At 61.7% G+C, this 20,757-nt stretch carries 12 protein-coding genes and 1 tRNA gene; 8 read left to right on the plus strand and 5 right to left on the minus strand.

All coding sequences use genetic code 11. From position 1 onward, the window contains the following. Window positions 1–152: 152 nt before the first annotated feature. From B8446_RS15685 to B8446_RS15695, 3 genes are all read right to left on the minus strand, one after another. A complete protein-coding gene (locus tag B8446_RS15685; RefSeq protein WP_048851287.1) occupies window positions 153–1,604 on the minus strand; it encodes an amidohydrolase family protein in 1,452 nt (483 codons plus the stop codon). Continuing rightward, window positions 1,601–4,576 (minus strand): excinuclease ABC subunit UvrA, encoded by a 2,976-nt coding sequence (gene uvrA / locus B8446_RS15690; protein ID WP_084712396.1) that lies wholly within the window; start codon window positions 4,574–4,576, stop codon window positions 1,601–1,603. The genes B8446_RS15685 and uvrA overlap by 4 nt, the downstream gene beginning before the upstream one ends. A gap of 122 nt (window positions 4,577–4,698) precedes the next feature. Next, on the minus strand, window positions 4,699–6,210 hold the full coding sequence (locus tag B8446_RS15695) for a hypothetical protein (RefSeq protein ID WP_148506054.1): 1,512 nt from the start codon (window positions 6,208–6,210) through the stop codon (window positions 4,699–4,701). 138 nt (window positions 6,211–6,348) lie between these two features. On the opposite strand from B8446_RS15695, the gene ssb reads away from it, so the two are divergent. From ssb to ku (B8446_RS15730), 6 genes are all read left to right on the plus strand, one after another. Beyond that, window positions 6,349–6,867 carry a single-stranded DNA-binding protein gene (ssb, locus tag B8446_RS15700; RefSeq protein WP_048851291.1) on the plus strand — a complete coding sequence of 173 codons (519 nt, stop codon included), beginning with the start codon at window positions 6,349–6,351 and terminating at the stop codon, window positions 6,865–6,867. Window positions 6,868–7,572: 705 nt separating this feature from the next. Beyond that, entirely contained in the window at window positions 7,573–10,407 is a 2,835-nt protein-coding gene (gyrA, locus tag B8446_RS15705) for a DNA gyrase subunit A (RefSeq protein ID WP_373277156.1), read from the plus strand. Further along, window positions 10,404–10,904 carry a pantetheine-phosphate adenylyltransferase gene (coaD, locus tag B8446_RS15710; protein ID WP_048851294.1) on the plus strand — a complete coding sequence of 167 codons (501 nt, stop codon included), beginning with the start codon at window positions 10,404–10,406 and terminating at the stop codon, window positions 10,902–10,904. The genes gyrA and coaD overlap by 4 nt, the downstream gene beginning before the upstream one ends. Before the next feature lie 35 nt (window positions 10,905–10,939). Further along, the gene (locus B8446_RS15715; protein WP_048851296.1) at window positions 10,940–11,413 is read left to right on the plus strand and encodes a peptidylprolyl isomerase; all 474 of its coding nucleotides are present in this window, start codon (window positions 10,940–10,942) and stop codon (window positions 11,411–11,413) included. Between the two features lie 173 nt (window positions 11,414–11,586). Continuing rightward, a tRNA-Lys gene (locus B8446_RS15720) sits at window positions 11,587–11,662 on the plus strand. Between the two features lie 783 nt (window positions 11,663–12,445). Then, complete coding sequence (ku, locus tag B8446_RS15730) at window positions 12,446–13,258, plus strand: non-homologous end joining protein Ku (protein WP_048851297.1); 813 nt, start codon at window positions 12,446–12,448, stop codon at window positions 13,256–13,258. Here the strand turns inward: ku (B8446_RS15730) and ligD are convergent. Next, the gene (ligD, locus tag B8446_RS15735; RefSeq protein ID WP_048851299.1) at window positions 13,255–15,813 is read right to left on the minus strand and encodes a DNA ligase D; all 2,559 of its coding nucleotides are present in this window, start codon (window positions 15,811–15,813) and stop codon (window positions 13,255–13,257) included. The two genes, ku (B8446_RS15730) and ligD, sit on opposite strands and share 4 nt — an antisense overlap. Before the next feature lie 3 nt (window positions 15,814–15,816). Next, window positions 15,817–16,674: a non-homologous end joining protein Ku gene (ku, locus tag B8446_RS15740; protein ID WP_048851301.1), complete on the minus strand. Its 858-nt coding sequence runs from the start codon at window positions 16,672–16,674 to the stop codon at window positions 15,817–15,819. A 702-nt stretch (window positions 16,675–17,376) separates the two neighbouring features. On the opposite strand from ku (B8446_RS15740), the gene nuoL reads away from it, so the two are divergent. Both nuoL and B8446_RS15750 read left to right on the plus strand, forming a co-directional pair. Continuing rightward, window positions 17,377–19,221 (plus strand): NADH-quinone oxidoreductase subunit L, encoded by a 1,845-nt coding sequence (gene nuoL, locus B8446_RS15745; protein WP_048851303.1) that lies wholly within the window; start codon window positions 17,377–17,379, stop codon window positions 19,219–19,221. Further along, the gene (locus tag B8446_RS15750; protein WP_053053939.1) at window positions 19,218–20,720 is read left to right on the plus strand and encodes a complex I subunit 4 family protein; all 1,503 of its coding nucleotides are present in this window, start codon (window positions 19,218–19,220) and stop codon (window positions 20,718–20,720) included. The genes nuoL and B8446_RS15750 overlap by 4 nt, the downstream gene beginning before the upstream one ends. Window positions 20,721–20,757 lie beyond the last annotated feature (37 nt).

The raw sequence follows: 20,757 nt of genomic DNA on the forward strand, positions 1-20,757 counted from the left end.
GATTCGAGACGGATCTGTTTCGGGCAGGCCATTTTCCCGATGCCGGAATTCAGACAAGGCCTTGTAGACCTGCAATCGCGCTCGCATGACCGGAACCAAGCGGCTGATGGGCCTTCAGGCTATGGGCGGCCCGGAGAACCCTTTTTCGGCTTTTACAATGCAGCGTGCCTCGAGTGGTGATCTTCGAGCGTATCGCATGGTGGTTCGTCCCGGGGCGCGTGATCGAAGGCTAGTGGATAGATGTGCTGTTCGGTCATGTCCTGCTGGAGCATGGCGAAGGAAAACGGCTGGTCGCGGCGGATGCACAGGCGTTTGGGCTGTCCCTGCACCATGAGGGGTTCGCAGCCGGGAAGGGCCAGGTTCTCGGCGATGTCGGCCGAGGCATAGAGGATCCTGCCACCGCGCATGACGAGGTCGATGTCGCCGGGTTCGTCGTGCGTGGCTGCAGCGTAGGGGCCGCCGGCGGTGGGGCGGTAGAGCACGAGGTCCGCTTCGGTGCTGGGTGCGATCCGCCCAAGAAGCTCTTGCGTATGTGTGGCCGTGGCGCTGCCGATGGTGGCCATGTGCCAGAGCGTCCGGTCTGACAGCGCATGGTTCAGATGGTCATTTGAATAGCGGCGGGCGCAGGCGAATTCGCGGCTCATGTTCATGGAGCCCGAAGGGAGCCAGTCGGTGCCGAGGCCGATCGGAATACCGAGACGCTCGGCGGTAAGGACGTCCAGCGTGCGGCCGTAGAGCGAGAGGTTGCTGCGTGGCGACCAGACGAGGGTCGCGCCGCTGGTCTGCAGGCGCGCCAGATCGTCGGGTGTCAGGCCAACGCCGTGCAGCACGGTCATGTTGGGCATCATGAGATCATGCGCCGTGCCGCCGCCGTCTGCCTGAGCTGTCGTATCGTAGGCGGAGTTGCTGAGGCAGCGGAACTCGTTGCGGGCTGCCTCTCCGGTGCCTTCGGCGACGTGCGCCAGAAAGGCTTGTGAGCCTGCGACGTCGCCTCGGGTGCTGGGGTGGTGGCCGTAGTTGCAATCGGCGGTCCGCATGATGCCGGGTGCGTCGTCCAGCGGGAACACCTGGAACGTGACCGGGCGGATCGGAAGGCCTTCGAGGCCGGCTGGAAAATCCAGATTGCGGATCAGGCCCGGCGCCATGCCGCCGCCGACGATCGAGGTAACGCCGCTGATGAGCATGCGCAGCTCGCCCCAGGCGACAATCTCGGGATCTTCATTGGGATTTTCCACGACCTTCCTGTGGCCGTCGAGACCGATGCGCCACTCGTGGCGATGCACATAGCGCTCGCCCGTATCCGGTGCCGGGGGGTCTCCCGTGAAGTCGATATGGTCGTGGGGATTGATGTAACCGGGTGAGAGGCTGTCGGCGGCACAGTCGATCGTCGTGGGACTGGGCGTTGTGGCCCTGCATGCCGGCCCTGTGCAGGTGATGCGCCCGTCGGGTGCAATGACGGTCACGGCGCGACGGGGCGTCGGCGTATCGTCGAGGACGACCGCGTCAATTACGGTTTCCGCGCCGCCGCGCAGAACGTGGCAGGTCTGTGCGGCGGCGGGGGCGGCAGAGAGGGCGAGAGACAGAAGAACGAGCGGGCGCATCATGCGGCGTTGGTCTTCGTGCGTCGGGCCTTCGGTTTCGATGGTGTGCTGGCTTCGGTTTTTTTCGGGGTTCTTCTCGCGGATTTTGCCGCAGGTTCCGTGCTTGCGGGTGCGGCCTCGAGCAGGGGGGCCAGAAAGCGTCCGGTGTGGCTTGCAGGATTACCGGCGATATCTTCCGGCGTGCCTTCGGCGACGATGCGGCCGCCGCCGGTGCCGCCTTCCGGCCCGATGTCGATCAGCCAGTCGGCGGTCTTGATGACATCCAGATTGTGTTCGATCACCAGGATGGTGTTGCCCTGATCGACCAGTGCATGCAGCACTTCGAGCAGTTTGCGCACGTCATCCGCGTGCAGGCCGGTGGTCGGCTCGTCGAGGATATAGAGCGTGCGGCCGGTCGCGCGGCGGGCGAGTTCCTTCGACAGCTTCACGCGCTGCGCCTCGCCGCCGGACAGCGTGGTCGCCTGCTGGCCGAGAGCCACGTATCCCAGGCCGACACGCTGGAGGATGGCGAGGCGATCGTGGATGCGGGGAACGGCGGAGAAGAAGGGCGTTGCCTCGTCCACCGTCATTTCCAGCACGTCGGCGATGGACTTGCCGCGGAATTTCACTTCCAGCGTCTGCTCGTTGTAGCGCTTGCCCTTGCAGGTATCGCAGGTGACGAAGACGTCGGGCAGGAAGTGCATCTCGATCTTCAGCACGCCGTCGCCCTGGCAGGCTTCGCAACGCCCTCCCTTCACGTTGAAGGAGAAACGGCCCGACTTGTAGCCGCGTGCCTTGGCTTCGGGCATTTCCGCGAACCAGTCGCGGATGGGGGCGAACAGATCGGTGTAGGTCGCGGGATTGGAACGTGGGGTGCGGCCGATGGGCGACTGGTCGATCTCGATGATCTTGTCGATCGCTTCGATGCCCTCGATCCGGTCATAGGGGAGGGGTGCGGCGCTGGAGCCCATGAGCTGACGCGACAGGGCCTTGTGGAGCGTATCGACGACGAGCGTCGACTTGCCGCCGCCCGAGACGCCTGTCACGGCGATGAATGTGCCGAGCGGGAAGCGGGCCGTCACATCGTGCAGGTTGTTGCCGCGCGCGCCGACGAGCGTGAGCATGCGGTCCGGATCGGCCGGGCGTCTGCGGGCGGGGACCGGCACGCTCCGGCGGCCCGACAGATAGGCGCCGGTCAGGCTGTCCGGATTGGCGGCGACTTCGGCAGGGGTTCCGGCGGCGACGACCGTGCCGCCGTTGATGCCGGCACCCGGCCCCATGTCCACGAGATAGTCGGCGCTGCGGATCGCGTCCTCGTCGTGTTCGACGACGATGACGGTGTTGCCGAGATTCTTGAGACGGTCGAGCGTGCCCAGCAGGCGTTCGTTGTCGCGCTGGTGCAGGCCGATCGAGGGTTCGTCCAGCACGTAGAGCACGCCGGTCAGGCCGGAGCCGATCTGGGATGCCAGGCGGATACGCTGGCTTTCGCCGCCCGAGAGGGTTGCGGAGCCGCGCGAGAGGGTCAGGTAGTCGAGGCCGACATCGACCAGGAAGCGCAGGCGGTCGTTGATTTCGCGCAGGATGCGGCGGGCGATTTCCGCGCGCTGCGGCGTGAGGGTCTCCTCGACGGTCGCGAACCAGTCGCGTGCCTGGCGGATGGTGAGATCCGAGGCCTGGGCGATGTTGCGGTCGTTCACACGGACGCTGAGCGCCTCGGGCCGAAGGCGCGCGCCGCCGCAGACATGACAGGGGCGGTGGCTCTGATAGCGGCCGAGTTCCTCGCGGACCCACATGCTGTCGGTTTCGGTCAGGCGCCGACGCAGGTTGTTGACCACGCCTTCGAACGGCTTGGTAAGCGTGTAGCTCTTGCGCTCGTCGCGGTAGGTCAGGGTGACGGGGTCCTGCGTACCATGGAGGATGCCGTCGCGGGTTTCCTCCTTGAGCTTGTTCCACGGTGTCGAGGCGCGTTCGCCGAAGTGCTTCGCCAGGCTTGCGAGCGTCTGGTCGAACCAGGCGGTCTTGCTGTTCTGCCACGGGGCGATCGCGCCCTCTTCCAGCGACAGGCGCGTGTCGGGAACGATCAGGTGTTCGTCAAAGAAGGTCTCGGTGCCGATGCCGTCGCAGGCCGGACAGGCGCCGGTCGGGGCGTTGAAGGAGAACAGGCGGGGCTCGATCTCCTCCAGCGTGAAGCCGCTGACGGGGCAGGCGAAGCGCGACGAGAAAACGACGTGGGCCGGCGGTTCCGCGTTCCCGTCTCTGGTGACTTCCTCGGCGTAGGCGAGGCCGTCCGAAAGGGCGATCGCGGTTTCAAAGCTGTCGGCGAGACGGGCCTCGATGCCTTCCTTTACGACGATACGGTCCACGACGACTTCGACCGTATGGCGGAGTTTGCGATTCAGATTGGGCGCGTCGGCGATCTCGTGCAGTTCGCCGTCGATCTTCACGCGGGTAAAGCCCTTGCGCTGGAGCTCTGCTAGTTCCTTGCGGTATTCGCCCTTGCGGTCGCGAATGACGGGGGCGAGCAGCATGAGGCGCATGCCCTGCTGCATGGCCATCACGCGTTCGACCATCTGGGAGATTGACTGCGCCTCGATCGGCAGGCCGGTGGCGGGCGAATAGGGCACGCCGGCGCGTGCCCAGAGCAGGCGCATGTAGTCGTGGATTTCGGTGATGGTGCCGACGGTCGAGCGGGGATTCTTGGACGTCGTTTTCTGTTCGATGGAGATCGCCGGTGAAAGCCCCTCGATCGAGTCCACGTCCGGCTTGCCCATGAGTTCAAGGAACTGGCGGGCATAGGCAGACAGACTTTCGACGTAGCGCCGCTGGCCTTCGGCGTAGATCGTATCGAAGGCGAGGGACGACTTGCCGGAGCCGGAGAGGCCGGTGATGACCGTCAGCTGGTCGCGCGGAATGTCAGCGTCGATGTTGCGCAGGTTGTGGGTGCGGGCGCCGCGAACGCGGATGGCATGAGATGGTGTTGGCTTGGATTCTGGCATCGTGTCCGGGCGCATGGTCTGATTCGAAAATCCAGACGATTCCAGTCTGGCCGGATATTAAGACCATGCGCGGTCGGAAGTTGCGATAGGCGATCTGGTCGGGCAACGGCCTAAAGAACTGATCAGAGAGATTCTGATTGGGCTTGCGGGCCATGTAACAGGGCGACGTTTTCAAGAGGCTCGAACGCGTCCGGGAGCAAGTCTTCGGGCGTTTCATTCGGCTGGTTCGAGCGATCGAGCCAAGCCTGATAGCGCCGCATGGCGCCGACCTTCCAATCATAGGCCCCAACGCCTCCCGCGAAATGCAGAATTGGTTCGCCGAGCGAGGAGACATAGGCGTCGTAGGTGTCGTTGTCGGCGCCATTCAGACGCATATCGAAATTCCGCGTATTGGCGGTCATCAAGGCCGAATCCAGGGATTCAAACTTGTGCATTACGTAATTGGCGACGGGTTGATCGTAACAGCGCAGCATGTGTCGCGTGCCCCAGACGCTTGACTGCCGCATGATCGTGTCCCGGACGGCCTTGAGGCTTGCGCTGATACAGGCAAGGTTCCGGTAAAGCATGATGCCTGTTGTGAAACCGTATGTCGGCGGTATCGCCCCGGGATCGTCGTTGAAGAGTTCCCGACCCCAGTAATCGGCCGTCCACGGTTCGTCGAACTCGTTGAAGACGTGAATCGTGGTCTGCTTGTCATGCAGTGCCTGACTGAAAACATCCGTCAGCGGTGCGTTTATCATTGTGTCAGTGTCAAGGTAAAGTATGGGCTGGTATTGATCGAATTCTTCGTATGAAGAAATATCGAATCTGGCGGACATGTAGTCCACTACATCGAGTGGAATATATTCGAGAACCTGAACGCGATTGTCTGAATACGATCTGTACTGGTGAGAAAGGTCTTCCTGCGACCGCTCACTCAGTATCTTGATATCACCGTCATAGGCGCCATGCCGACGCAGGGTATCGATAGCGATGTCAAGGCAGAGGAAGCCGTCTTCCTTTCCGAAGGAGCAGTAGTATACAAGTGGCTTGAAGAGGGTAAACTTTTCCAGGATCCAGGTATCGTAAGGTATTAATATTTCCTTTGATTTGGAGTCCGGTATGCACTCCAGGATGGTTTCCAGAGGGAGCCTTAATCCTGCGATATGAAAGGTGAACGCTTCCGCTGGTTTATCAATATCAAAGCGGGAAATCTTTCTCTGGGACTGGATATACCAGGAGTTTGTCAGAAAATAGGAAAGCCGATCATATTCATCCTCGTTCAGGAGGCGAAATGTTTCCCAGCTCAGGCCGCGCGGCCTCGAGACCGAGGTCTTGCCGCCGTCATCCACGGAAAGAAAGAGGCCGCCATGGCGGAAGAGGACGTAGGGTCCGGCAAATTCCGCAGGCCGTATTTTCAAGGAATTGCCTGGAGAACGGCTTTTACGCAGGAGTCCATCTGGATAGGTGCGAAGGGGAACACATTCGTCCGGAGTGGGGTGCGCCTGGAATTCGACATGGTCGTTGTCGATGAGAACCGTCAGGTTCGGGGGAGATTGTGGTATCGGTATCGTGGAAACAACGTCATGTTCGACGCTGTAGTTGAGAAATTGACCCCAGAATGTCATTACGAAAAATCGATTTCGACGTGCCATGCAATTTCTCGCAGAAACCTTGTTTGATTTATTTATTTATTAACGCAAGCCCGAACCTGCGCGCAAGCTGTTTGTCGGGCTGTCATCGCAGCGCGTTTGAGCTAAAATGCTCGTCCGAATTGTGACTGGATGAATGTGATGGCTGGCAGCGTTAACAAGGTTATTCTCGTTGGGAATCTCGGCAAGGACCCCGAGGTGCGCAATGCGCAGTCGGGAAGCAAGATCGTTTCGATGACGGTCGCCACCAGCGAGACGTGGAACGATCGGGCCTCCGGCGAGCGCCGTGAGCGGACCGAATGGCATCGTGTCGTGATCTTCAACGATCGTCTGGGGGATGTGGCTGAGCGTTTCCTGCGGAAGGGACGCAAGGTCTATCTCGAGGGCACCTTGCAGACGCGCAAATGGACCGATCAGTCCGGACAGGAGCGTTACACCACCGAAGTCGTTCTGGACCGGTTCCGTGGGGAACTGGTGTTGCTTGACAGCAATCGGGGCGGCGAATCTGAAGGTGGCGGCTATGATGCAGCGCCTGCGCCGCGTCAGCTTGGTGGGGGCGGTGGACGCTCGTCGGCGCCTGCTCCGCGCTCCGCTGGCGGATCGGGCGGTTGGGATGCGCCTGGCGGCGATCATGACCTGGACGATGAAATTCCGTTCTGAGCTTCTGGCCGCATGACGGCAGCCGATCGGAGCCCGGTCTTGTCCGGCCCCAGTCGGTCGTCAGTTGTTTGAAGTTTTTTGTCTGAAACTTTGACAGGTGGCTAGCTAGCAGAAGGTCGTTGACGAGCTTTCGCGTCCAAATGTCGGTCATCGTGTGACAGATGGCCTTGGGGCATATTTCCTGGCGCCTGCTGCCATGCGGAGCACCTGTTGTGGGTGCAGCGACCTGAGCCGGACGTTTTGGTCCGGGCCTTGATAGAATCCGAGGCGGGTGGTGCTGGTCGGCGTCGTGCCGGCAAAGGAAATCCCCTTGCTGTGCTGTCAGGGGTCTGGGGCTTCGTAATGTGTCTGGAGCGTGAGACGTCCGCTCGAGAGGCATGCGTCATGCGGTGCGCGGAAGCAGCCGATCGGTTCGTCCCATGAGGCGCGCCTGAACAGCGTGGCGGATTGCCGGGAGAGCAGGTCGCAGGGCGCGCACCATCGGCAATATGGTGCGAACGAGCGTTGGCAGCCGACCTGACATCCCGCGTCCAGCCCCATCGGATTCCAAGCCGGTATGGGGCTTGGGGCGATCTGTGGTAGGTTGCGTCCTGCGCGGGTCGTGTGCCGGGTTCGGACCATGACTGGTGGCGCGATGTTTAATGTGATGGACGAGCCTTGACCGATCTGCCTGAGCAACCCCTGCCGCCGTTTCCTCTCGATCAGATGCCGGTGACGATCGAGGACGAGATGCGTTCGTCGTATCTCGCCTATGCGATGTCCGTTATCGTGTCGCGTGCGCTGCCGGACGTGCGCGACGGTCTGAAGCCTGTGCATCGCCGTATCCTGTATGGCATGCGCGAAAGCGGGTTCACGGCGGACAAGGCATATCGCAAGGCGGCACGTGCGGTCGGTGACGTGATGGGTAAATACCATCCGCACGGCGACAGCTCGATCTATGATGCCATGGTGCGCATGGCGCAGTCGTGGTCGATGCGGGTGCGACTGATCGACGGCCAGGGCAATTTCGGCTCGGTCGACGGCGATGCGCCGGCGGCGATGCGGTATACCGAGGCGCGTCTGGCGCGGTCGGCATCGTTCCTGCTGGACGACATCGACCGGGACACGGTGGATTTCCAGCCGAACTACGACGAGAGCGAGGTGGAGCCGAAGGTTCTGCCGGCGTCGTTCCCGAACCTGCTGGTCAATGGTGCATCGGGCATCGCGGTCGGCATGGCGACCAACATTCCCACGCATAATCCGGGCGAAGTGATCGATGCGGCGCTGGCGCTGATCGAGAACCCGGCGATGACGCTCGACGAGCTGATGACGATCGTGCCGGGGCCGGACTTCCCCACGGGCGGGATCATCCTCGGGCGGTCGGGCATCCGTTCGGCGTTCGAGACCGGGCGCGGGTCGATCCTGGTGCGGGCACGGGCCGAGATCGAGGAGATCCGCAAGGATCGCCGGGCGATCGTCGTGACCGAGATTCCCTATCAGGTGAACAAGGCGACGCTGCAGGAGCGCATTGCCGATCTGGTGCGCAACAAGCAGATCGAGGGCATCTCGGACATTCGCGACGAGAGCGACCGGTCGGGCATGCGGATCGTCGTCGAGCTCAAGCGCGATGCGACACCGGAAGTCGTTCTCAACCAGCTGTATCGCTTCACGCAGCTCCAGACCTCGTTCGGCGTGAACATGCTGGCGCTGGACGACGGCCAGCCGCGCCTGATGGGTCTGAAGGACGTCCTGGAAGCATTCATCCGCTTCCGCGAGGACGTCATCCTGCGTCGGGCGCGCTTCGACCTGAACAAGATCCGTGATCGCGGGCATCTGCTGGTCGGTCTCGTGCTGGCGGTGGCCAACATCGATGCGGTGATCGCGCTGATCCGGGCCGCACCGGACGCGGCGACGGCGCGGGCGCAGCTGATGGCGCGCGAATGGGATGCGGCTGACGTGGTGCCGCTGCTTGCGCTGATTCATGACGAGGGCAATGTCGTCGTCGATGGCCGCGTGCGACTGACGGATGCGCAGGCGCGCGGGATCCTCGATCTGCGACTGCAGCGCCTGACCGGCCTTGAGCGTGAGAAGATCACGTCCGAGCTGGACGAGGTCGCGGTCAGGATCAACGAGTTGCTGGAGATCATCGGCAGCCATATCCGGCGCATGGAAGTGATGCGCGAGGAGCTGCAGCGGGCTCGTGCCGAGATCGCAGTGCCACGCATGACCGAGATTTCGGACGTTGTCGGCGACCAGACGGACGAGAGCCTGATCGAGCCGGGGCAGATGGTGGTGACCATCACGCGTGATGGCTTCATCAAGCGCACGCCGCTGGATGTGTTCCGCTCGCAGAACCGTGGCGGGCGTGGCCGTTCGGCGGCGGGGATGCGCGGCGATGACGTGATCGTCCGCAGCTTCAATGCGCACACGCACCAGTGGGTCCTGTTCTTCTCGTCCGGAGGCAAGGCCTATCGCGAGAAGGTGTGGCGTCTGCCGGAGGCGTCCCCGACGGCGAAGGGACGCGCGCTCGTGAACCTGCTGCCGGAGCTGGGATCGGACGAGATCACAGCGGTTCTGCCGCTGCCGCAGGATGAGGCGCTGTGGGAGAACCTGCATCTCGTGTTCGCGACGGCGAGTGGCAATGTGCGACGCAACCGTCTGTCGGATTTCCGCAACATCCGGTCGTCCGGGCTGATCGCGATGAAGCTGGACGAGGATGATCGTCTGATCGGCGTTGCGACCTGCCGGGAAGGGCAGGATGTATTCCTGGGCACGCGCAAGGCCCGTTGCATCCGGTTCCAGATCACCGACGACACGCTGCGTGTGTTTGCGGGCCGCGACAGCTCGGGCGTGCGCGGCATCCGTCTGGGCGCGGGCGATGCCGTGAATTCGCTGTGCGTGCTGGGACATGTGGATGCGAGCGTCGAGGAACGGTCGGCGTATCTGCGCATGGCCAATGCCAAGCGTCGCGCTGAAAGCGCGCTGGCCGATGACGCTGAAAGCGCGTTGAGCGAGGCCGAGGGGGCGGAGTCTGACGACGCCGAACCCGTGGTGGCGGACGAAGACGGCGAGGAAAATGCGCCCGATGCGGCGCTGAGCGCCGAGCGCTTTGCCGAGATGGAGCGTCTCGAGGAAATCCTTCTGACGGTGACCGATGGTGGTTTCGGGCGGCGGTCTTCGGCATACGACTATCGTGTGTCCGGTCGTGGCGGCCAGGGCATCACCAACATGACGCTGAGTTCGCCGCGTCGCGGGCGTGAGGTCGTGGCGACGTTGCCGGTGCTGGCGGGCGAGGATGTCATGCTGGTGACCGATGCCGGGCGGCTGATCCGTCTCCCGGTCGGTCAGGTCCGGGTCATGGCACGGCAGGCGAGTGGCGTGACACTGTTCCGCGTGGATGACAGCGAGCGTGTGGCGAGCGTCTTCCCGGTCATGGAATCCGAGGATGACGAGGCCGATGGCGGAGCGGAAGGTGCTGTGGACGCGGGTGCACCGTCGGCGGATGCTCCGGAATCCGATCAGGGCGCGCCGAATGCCTCGCCGGGAAGCGAGACGGAGTGACGAGTATTCGGATCGGGCTTTATCCGGGGACATTCGATCCGGTGACGTTCGGTCATCTGGACATCATCGCGCGGTCGGCTGCCTTGTTCGACAGGCTGGTCGTGGCGGTTGCCCGTAACGAGGGCAAGCAGCCACTCTTGTCCCTGGAGGAACGGATCGGGAGTGTCCGGACCTGTGTTGCGGATCTCGGGCTTTCGGCTTCGGTCGAGGTTCTGGGATTCGAGGGGCTGCTGGTGGACGCTGCGACGGCACATGGGGCTCATACGATCGTGCGTGGTTTGCGTGGCGCGGGCGATTTCGATTTCGAGACGCAGATGTTCGGGACCAATCGTCGGCTTGCGCCGGGGATCGAGACGGTGTTTCTGCTGGCAGACGAGCAGCATCGATCGACTGCCTCGCGCATCGTGAAGGAAATCGCGCGGCTGGGCGGGGATATTGCCGGTTTCGTGCCGGCGTCGGTCCTGCCGCTCGTTCATGCGCGGGTCGGACGCGTCTGACGCGTCCTGCTTGCGGAGCAAAGAGGAAGTTTGAGATGTCCGAGAGTGCTGACCGTCTGGTCATGGAGCTGAAGACCGGCAAGGTCGTGATTGCGCTGCGCCCGGATCTGGCGCCGCTGGCTGTCGAGCGTCTGAAGACGCTGGCGTCGGAAGGCTTCTATGACGGGGTGAAGTTTCACCGTGTCATCGAGGGATTCATGGCTCAGGGCGGTGATCCGACCGGTACGGGGACGAGCGGCAGCCATCTGCCGGACCTGAAGGCCGAATTCACGCGGGAAGCGAAGTTCGAGCGTGGGACGCTGGGCATGGCGCGCACGATGAACCCGGATTCCGCGAACAGCCAGTTCTTCATCATGTTCGAGAAGGTGCCGTCGCTTGACGGGCAGTACACCATCGCGGGCCAGGTGGTCGAAGGCATGGAGCATATCGACCAGATCAAGCGTGGCTCGGGAAGCTCGGGGACGGTCAAGGACCCGGACGTCATCGTGAAGATGTATCCCGAGGCCTGACTTGTGAGCGACCCCGGTCTCTGCCGGGGTCGCTTGCGTTGTGATCGGCGGCGGCTTTTCGAGCGCGGCGGCGTCATGGCGCACCGCCGCGGGTTCTGCAGCCGGTTGACGGCGCGGGCGCTCCATTGTACCCGAAGGCCGCGCGACGTGGCTCAGGTCACGCCTGCTCTGGTGAGCCGGTAGCTCAGCCGGTAGAGCATTCGACTTTTAATCGAATGGTCGTGGGTTCGAATCCCACCCGGCTCACCAATCAAAAATAAAAGCGTTATCTCTCAGTATCTACCGCGTCCTGTCTTACAGTCTGTGGATATTGTTTTACGCGCTCGGTCTCGGGCAGGGTTTTGTGCCCCGTGATCGACGCGATTTGGTGCGGCGAGCATTCAGCCTCTGCAAGTCGACGCGCAGCTGCCTTGCGTAACCCGTAGGGGCTCAGGCCGGCAGGTATCCTGCCTCACGGCATTATCCAACAAAGCGCATATATAGAACCCGTTCGCAGTGAACGACTTGGGCTTCGTGCGCATCCGATCGGCCATTAAGAAGCACGGAAAAGGCCAGAAGCCGGACAGGCGTCGGTTCTTTGGCTTCAAAAGCTAACGAGCATCGCTTCTGCTTTCGTTAGTCATGTTGAATAATGCTCGCCTCGTCAAGAGTCCGCCTGGTCATAAGTCTTGCACTTCAAGTCATGGCATAGACATCGCCTTGTGATGTCTCGGAACATTCAGTGGCATCTCATTCATTCCATGCATGATCAGACTGGTAACCTTGCTCTCGCGCGGCAGGGTAGTTGGCAGGCCGTGGTGCCGATGACCACGTTGCGTCTCTGGTCTGTTTTTCCAGATGCTCACGTATGCCGTGCTGATTTCTTTTCTTGGCATTAGGAACATGACCCCGCCGGCTGGGCTTCGGTGCAGTCGTCTGGTTGGTCCGTGACTTGTAGAGCATTCCGTCCACAAAGGCTGCGCAGGAACCCGGTAATGCGCCGGGCGCTGAATAGCAGCGCTTGATAGCAACTGATGGCGGAAGGAACGATCAATGGCACCAAGGCCGTTCTGGACCGGGCATTTGAAGCTCTCTCTCGTGACATGCGCCGTGTCGATGACGCCGGCCACGACCGAGGCCGAGCGCATTCGTTTTCATACGATGAACCAGAAGACCGGCCATCGTGTCGTCGCGCAGTATGTCGACGCCATGACCGACAGGCCCGTCGATGACGACGACCTCGTCAAGGGTTACCCGTGCGACGATGAGAAATATGTCTTGCTCGAGGATGACGAACTGGAAGCCGTTGCCCTGGACAGCACGCATACCATCGACATCGAGCGCTTCGTCGATGCCGACGAGATCGGCTGGATCTGGTACGATACGCCCTATTATCTGATGCCGGACGATGACGTCAGCGAGGAGGCGTTTGCTGTCATTCGCGAGTCCATGCGAGCCACCGGGATCGTCGGCATTGCACGGCTGGTGCTGTATCGGCGGGAGCATGCGGTCCTGCTGGAGCCACGTGGCAACGGGGTCGTGGTCTGGACGCTCCGGTATGGCGACGAGGTCCGGGATCCGAAAGAGTATGAGCCGCAGGAGAAGACGGCCAAGGCCGGCCGGCAGGAAAGCGCATTGCTCAGGAAGCTGATCAGCGCGCTTACGCGGCCGTGGAATCCGGACATGGTCCAGGATCCTGTGCAGACGCGCCTGCAGGCCATCATCGATGCCAAGAAGCGCTCGCGGAAGAAGAAGCCGGCGAAGCCCGTCGCTCAGGCCGAACCGCCGGCAGGGGATAATGTCGTGAATATCATGGACGCGCTCAAGGCGAGCCTGCGATCGTCGGGGAAAGGCGGGAAGTCCTAGCGACGACGTTTGCGGCGCGTGACGGCTTCGATCGGGCGGCGCGCCGCATGGAAATCCTCCCATGGATCTGCATGAAGAGATGAAAGCCGTGCCAGGGCATTCTCCACGGTAAATTGTGCCGGTCCGGTGATCAAACCCAGTTCGTCCCAGGCCAGTGGCATCGAGACTGGAGCATAGGCCCGTGCGCGGGTCGAATAGGGTGCGACCGATGTCGCACCGCGCTGATTGCGCAGATAATCGAGCAGAATCTTGCCGTGCCGCTTCGATTTGGCGACTGTCGCGATAAAGCGGCCTGGGCTGCCGGATGCCATCTCCTGCGCCAGGGTTCTGGAAAATTCCTTGACCTGATCCCAATCGGCTTCGGGTCTCAGCGGTACGACGACATGCAGTCCCTTGCCGCCCGAAGTTTTGACGAACGGCACGAGGCCGGTCGCTTCCAGGCGAGCACGTACCTCCCGCGCTGCTTCGATCACGGTCTTCCAGGGCACGTCGTCACCGGGATCGAGATCCATGACCAGCTCATCCGGCTTTTCCCAATCACGACAGGACGCGCCCCAAGGGTGAATTTCGAGAGTTGCTCCCTGCACCAGACCCATCAGGCCATCCAGATCGTGAATACCGATCAGCTGTTCGTCTGCTTTCCCGGAGGGATCATCCAGCGCAAGGATGTGGGCGTTCATGCCTTTCCAGACATTCTTCTGAAAGAAGCGCGCGCCTGTGATGCCAGTAGGGCAGCGCAGCAGGGCCAGCGGTCGATCCACGATGAACGGGGCAATGCGAGGCCATACCGAGGCGTAATAATCGGCGAGTCCTTCCTTGCTGACACCGGCGTCGGGCCAGTAGATCCGGTCCGGGTGGGTCAGCGTTACGGTGCGCCTCTGTTCTTTCGAGGGGCCGGTTGCAGATGCCTCGATCTCGGGCATTTCGCGCACGATGTCCCGGGCGGGCTTGTCGTCCCGGATGCCACGATAGGATGCGTGTCGCAGACGTCCATCCGCGGTCCAGGCCCGAAATTCGACTTCGGCCATGCGATCTGGACGAACATAGCGGACGCCGCGCGCTTCCTGAGTGGATAGATGGTCGGCAAAAGGACTTTTCGCAATCTTGATGGCGTCGAGGGCCTGAAACAGGTCTGCTGCGACATGAGCCGAAAATCCGGTGCCCACCCGTCCGACATATCGCAGGCCCTGCGCGTCATGCACGCCAAGCACCAGAGACCCTACACTCCGGCGTCCCGTTGTGGACGGAACGTAGCCGCCGATGACGAATTCCTGCCGTGCCGAGCATTTCGATTTGACCCAGATCTTTCCGCGACCTGACCGGTAAAGGGCGTCGGCCTGCTTGGAGACGATGCCTTCCAGGCTCAGGCGGCAGGCATGCTGCAGGACCATGCTGCCATCATTGTCGAAATGGTCGCTGAACCGGAGGATGCCGGGAGAGTCCGGCAGGATGGCACGCAACGCGGTCTTGCGATCGCTCAGGGTTGCCCCGCGCAGATCGTGTCCATCCAGATAGAGCAGGTCGACGGCATAGAAGACAAAGCGATCTGTCCGGCCTTCACTGAGATCGGCCTGCAGGGCCGAGAAATCACTGGCGCCCGTGCCCAGTTCCACGACCAGTTCACCGTCGATCAGTGCCGTCTCGGCCGGGAGCTTCGCCAGCGCGTCGCGCATGCCGTCGCCGAATTTTGCAGTCCAGTCGAGCCCGTTGCGCGTGAGCAGCCTGACCGCGCCATGGTCGATCCGGGCCTCGAGCCTGTAACCGTCGAATTTGATCTCATGAACCCAGCGCGCGCCGGAAGGCGGTCTGGCGACAAGAGTAGCCAGAGTGGGCTCGACGAAGTCGGGAAGATCGGCAGCCCTGGCGCCTTTGACCTGCGCCATTTTGGATTCTCTACTGTCCGCAGGAGAAGGATTTTCGATTTCCGCTTCGGATGTCGTGGGTTTTCGGGCTTTCCTTGCTCGTGCCGACCCGGCTGGCGTCGATTTTGCACCGCTGGCAATCTCGGCAATCGTGCGGCCTGTTTTGATGGAGTTCGGCTGCTCTTCGAGGATATCGGGATCGGTGTCGCTTCGGGCTGCCTCGTCATCACCCTTGATCAGCAACCAGTTGTCGCGTTTGTCGCGCGACCTGCCTTTCATCCGGACCAGATGCCAGCGTCCGGAGAGCTTTTTCCCGTGCAGATCGAAGTCGAGATGTCCCTTGGCCAAGCCTTTTTCTGCATCATCGAGCGGCGTCCAGGTTCCACGATCCCAGACTGCCACCGTGCCGCCGCCATATTGACCCTCCGGTATCGTGCCTTCGAAATCGCCATAATCCAGCGGGTGATCCTCGACATGCACAGCGAGGCGCTTCTCTCCCGGAACCAGGCTCGGCCCCCTGGTCACGGCCCAGCTCTTCAGAACACCGTCCATTTCGAGCCGAAAATCATAATGGAGCCGTCGTGCATCATGTTTCTGCACGACGAAGCGGTGTCCCTTTGTCTGCGTGCCCGTGCCTGACGGCTCCTGCGTTTTTTTGAAATCGCGCTTCTTTCTATAGGTTTCGAGCGCCATCGCTCAGCTTGCCTTCCGACGACCATGGGCGGCCTTGGGACGTGGTTGTGACCGCTTCCGCGTGGGTTTCGACGGCGTTGTGTCGTGCAAGGCGCCTGCGCTCTCACGCAGGGCGTCCATCAGGCTGACGACCTTGTTGTCGGCCGTGCGAGGTGCTGCAGGTGGTTTCCTGCCTTCGAGCTTGGCCTTCACCAGATCGGCGAGAGCGGCCTCATAGCGGTCTTCGAACGTCGATGGATCGAAATGCCCTTTTTTGGTGTCGATGATATGAGCCGCCAGATCCAGCATCTCCTGCGGCAATTTGCGACCCGGAATGGTCTTGAAGGCGTCCTGAGACGAGCGAACCTCATCGTCGAAATTCAGGGTCGTTGCGATCAGCGTGTCGCCACAGGTCCGGATGAGCAGCGTCCTGACGCGCCGGAACAGGACGGTTTGGGTCAGGGCTGCGACCTTTTGCTGTCCGAGACTGTTCCGGATCAGCGCAAAGGCTTCTTCCGCCTCCGGTCCTGCAGGGCCAAGATAATATGGCCGGTCCAGATAGACATCATCGATGTCGCTACAGCGGATAAACGTGGAGATCGTCAGGGTCTTGTCGCTCTCCGGCACCGCAGCTGCGACCTCTTCCAGGTCCAGCAGCACGACGTCCCCGCCTTTCGTCTCATAACCTTTGACCTGGTCGTCGCGTTCGACCTGATCGCCCGTCTCGCTGTCGACGTAGTGGCGGTGTACGCGGTGCCCCGTGGCCCGATTGAGTAGATGCAGGGAAATACGCTCGGACGACGACACGGCCGCGTATAGGGCGACTGGGCACCGCAGTTCTCCGATCGTGAGAATGCCTTTCCAACTCGCTCGCGGTGCCATGCAACGCTCCCCCGAAAACACATCGCTCGATCAACGCCCTGAAGGAGGCGAATGTTGCGCGCAGGACGTCTGCCGCCTCGTGCCGGGTGCGAACGTCCAGTGGTCACAGAGGTGACTGCATCGGGTTGATATCCCCGGTGAGGACATTGCGAACTGACGGGATCGCCCGTGGCCCGCGATGTGTTGATGTCACTTTCGGCGTTGCGGTGGTGCTGCAGGAGGAGGAGTGCGGCAGAAAGGCAGCGTCGTCATGCATCTGTCTGGCCCGGTCGCCTCGCAGACATGGCGTTTCGCTTCGTGCCGGCGAGGCAAATGAACTGCGCATTCTGCTCTGGTGAAGTGTCGAGATAGCGAAGCGGGGGATCAGAAAAAAACGGCTAGATAGTTGATTTTGCGTCTCTATAGAGGCTGAGCAGATATATTTGGATGGTGCCAGTGATCAGTTAGCCTGATCGCGTCTGGCCTGGTAATAAGTATTTCTGGAATCCGACCGGCATTCAGGTTGCTCCCGGTGCGGCGCCCATGACGGGACATGTCTGCCAGTCGCAGGGATGTGTTATATATCTCCCATGATCGTGTGGTGGTTGTGTTAAAGTTCTGTTAGGTCTTGGCGCGCATCGTCTCATTCGATGTATGCCGAGCGGCTTTTGGCGCGCAGGAACGGGGACTGGCCCGGCATCTTCCCCGCAGGGAGTTGCAGTGATGGGTGCCATACTGCTGCCGTTAATTGTCCTGTGCCCCCTTCTTGGGGCGTCATTGCTGATATTGTCGTCCGGTCGAATGCCGCGATGGGCCGCAGGCACCGTGGGTGTTGGCTCCATTGGTGCGGCGGCGGCACTTGCCCTCGTACTGGCGTTGCGTTTCCTGTCGAGTCCGCCGCCTGATCACATGCTCCACATCGTGTTGTGGCGGTGGATCGATTTGGCCGGGTTCAGTAGCCAGATCGCGTTTATGCTGGATCCGTTGTCGTTGCTCATGATGCTGGTTGTGACGGTCGTGGGCTTCCTGATCCATCTGTATGCATTTGGATACATGCATGACGACCCCGATATTGCGCGTTTCTTCGCGTATATGAACCTGTTCGTCGCATCCATGCTCGTGCTCGTATTCTCGTCGGATCTTCTAAGCCTTTATATTGGCTGGGAAGGTGTAGGCGCCTGCTCTTATCTGCTGATCGGATTCTGGTATGCGGACCCGGCGAATGGGATTGCCGCGCGCAAGGCATTCATCGTGACGCGTCTGGGTGATGCCTCGATGTTATGCGGGCTCCTGCTGCTTGCGACGCTTGCCGGGACGCTCGATATCGCGACCCTGACATCGGGCAATCACCTGGTAGCGGGACGCGTGTTGAATGTTGCAGTGTTCCTGTTGCTGGGCGGAGCGCTTGCGAAATCGGCGCAGGTTCCGTTCCAGACCTGGCTGCCGGATGCAATGGCGGGCCCAACCCCGGTTTCGGCCCTGATTCATGCGGCGACGATGGTGACGGCGGGTGTCTATCTGATCGCGCGGCTGCATGGGCTGTTTGCGCAGGCCCATGTCGCGATGACGGCAACCAGCATCATCGGGCTGATCACGCTGTTGCTGGCGGCGGGCAGTGCGCTTTTCCAGACCGACATCAAGCGGATCCTCGCCTATTCGACGATGAGCCAGCTTGGATACATGTTTCTGGCCCTGGGCACCGGGGCCTGGGAGGCTGCGGTCTTCCATCTGGTAACGCATGCGTTCTTCAAGGCGCTGCTGTTCATGGCGGCCGGGTCGATTATCCTGCGTGTGCACCACAAGCAGAACATCTTCGAAATGGGTGGCCTGCGTCGGGCCATGCCCGGCGTTTTCAGCGCCTTTCTGGCCGGTGCGGCCGCACTGGCCGGCATGCCGCTTCTGACAGCGGGTTTCTACAGCAAGGAGATGATTCTCCAGAATGCCTGGCAGGCGAACCCGATCCTGTGGTTTGGGGCGATCATCGGCGCGTTCATGACGTCGCTTTATATTTTCCGTTGCGTGTTCATCGTGTTTTTCGGTCGTAGCCGCACGGTCCCGTCCGGACGGACGTCCTTTGCGATGGGTCTGCCGCTGGCCTGCCTGTCCGTGCTGGCGTTGGGTGGCGGGTTGATCCAGTCGCCCAACATCGTGGCGCCCATTCATCTCCTGTCCACGCTGGTATCTCCGCTGTTCGGCGCACCGGCGGCGGAAGGCGGGGCGATCCTGTTGCTCGTGGGCGGCCTGATGCCGATTGCGGGCATTGGTGTCGCGTGGCTGATGTGGCGGCCGTCCGCGCAGCCGCGGGTGCCCAACGGCGATCTCGAGGTCCTGGCCCGGAACGGCTGGGGGTTCGACCGGGCCTATGATGCGGTCCTTGTCAGGCCGTTCATGAAAATTGGTTATCTCAACATTGGCGATGTGTTCGACCGGATGTCCGGCGGGCTGGAGACGGTGGTGCGTTCGGGCGGTGGCCTTCTGGGCCACATGCAGAGTGGCAGCGTGCGTCGCTATGCCGGCTGGATCGTGGCGGGTACTGCAGCAGCCCTGTGTCTGGCGGTGTTCTCATGATAGCGCTTCCTTGCTTAGTGATCGTGCCCCTGGTCGGCGGCCTTCTGGCGTGGATCGGGGGACGGAAATGGCCCGGAACGCGCGTTCCGTGGATAGCGTCTCTGGCAACATTATGTGTCATGACCGCCGTTCTTCTGGATGTCACGATCAGGGCTATCGGGCGGCCGGGGCCTTGGCTTGCCCATTTCTCGGCGCCGTGGATCCCGTCTCTCGGGATTACATTGCGGGCCGACATGGACGGGCTGAGCCTTGTCCTGCTGTGGCTCACGGGTGTTTTGTCGTTCATCTGTGTGCTGCTGGCGTCGCGTGACGAGACACAGAGGCCGGGTCTGTTCCAGTTTCTCCTGCTGACGACGATTTCCGGCGTGAACGGCGTCTTCATTGCGACCGACCTGTTCCTGTTCCTGTTCTTCTGGGAACTGATGCTGGTGCCGATGTATATCCTGATCGTCCTGTGGGGACATGAGGCGCGCGAGGCTGCGGCGATCAAGTTCTTCCTCTACACGCAGGGTGGCGGCCTGTTGATGATGCTGTCCATTCTGGGGCTTGTGCTCCTGCATTATCGTCACACGGGTGTTCTGACATTTGACTATTTCGCGCTGGCGGGCACGGCCATGTCGGGGCGTGCGTCGATCCTCCTGATGCTTGGATTTTTCATAGCGTTTGCAGTCAAACTTCCGGTCGTGCCATTGCATGTGTGGCTGCCGGACACGCACACGCAGGCGCCTACGGCGGGCAGTGTTCTGCTCGCCGGCATCCTGCTCAAGACTGGCGGATATGGGCTGATCCGGTTCGTGGTCCTGCTGTTTCCCGATGCGACGGCGCAGATTACGCCGCTGGCGATGGTTCTGGGCGTTGTCGGCATTCTTTACGGCGCCTGGCTGTCGCTCGTGCAGACGGATCTGAAGAGGCTGATTGCCTACAGCAGTGTCAGCCATCTGGGCTTCGTGCTTCTGGGTGTGTTTTCCGGCTCGACGCTCGGGATCGAGGGCGCTGTCATGCAGATGGTGGCGCATGGCCTGAGCACGGGTGCGTTGTTCGCGATTGCGGGATCGCTGCAGGACAATCTGCATACGCGGGACATGCGCCGGATGGGCGGTCTGTGGGGAGTGCTGCCGCATCTCTCCGCGACAGGCCTGTTTTTCGCGTTTGCGTCCCTTGGATTGCCAGGCATGGCGAATTTTGTCGGCGAATTCCTGGTTCTTCTGGCCGTCTGGCATGTCAGCCCGGTGATTGCGGTGCTGGGGGCGTTCGGACTCGTGCTCTCGGCCGTGTATTCGCTGACGATGGTGGGCCGTGTGTTCATGGGCACGCGATCCAGCGATGCGCCGCGCCTGCCTGATTTCGGTTTCAGGCAGATGACGGTATTCGGCCTGACGATGGCAGTCGTGGTCCTGCTGGGGCTGTATCCGCGCCCGGTTCTTGATCTGGTGCATCCGACGCGGCCCGATGTGGTGTCGGTGTTGAGCCAGTCTGCCGGAGGCAATGGTCCCGGTTAGAGCGGCTCCACTGAACGCTGATTCTGTGGCGTGACAG

It is taken from the genome of Tanticharoenia sakaeratensis NBRC 103193, assembly GCF_000963885.1.
In the GTDB taxonomy this organism is placed as follows: Bacteria; Pseudomonadota; Alphaproteobacteria; order Acetobacterales; family Acetobacteraceae; genus Tanticharoenia; species Tanticharoenia sakaeratensis.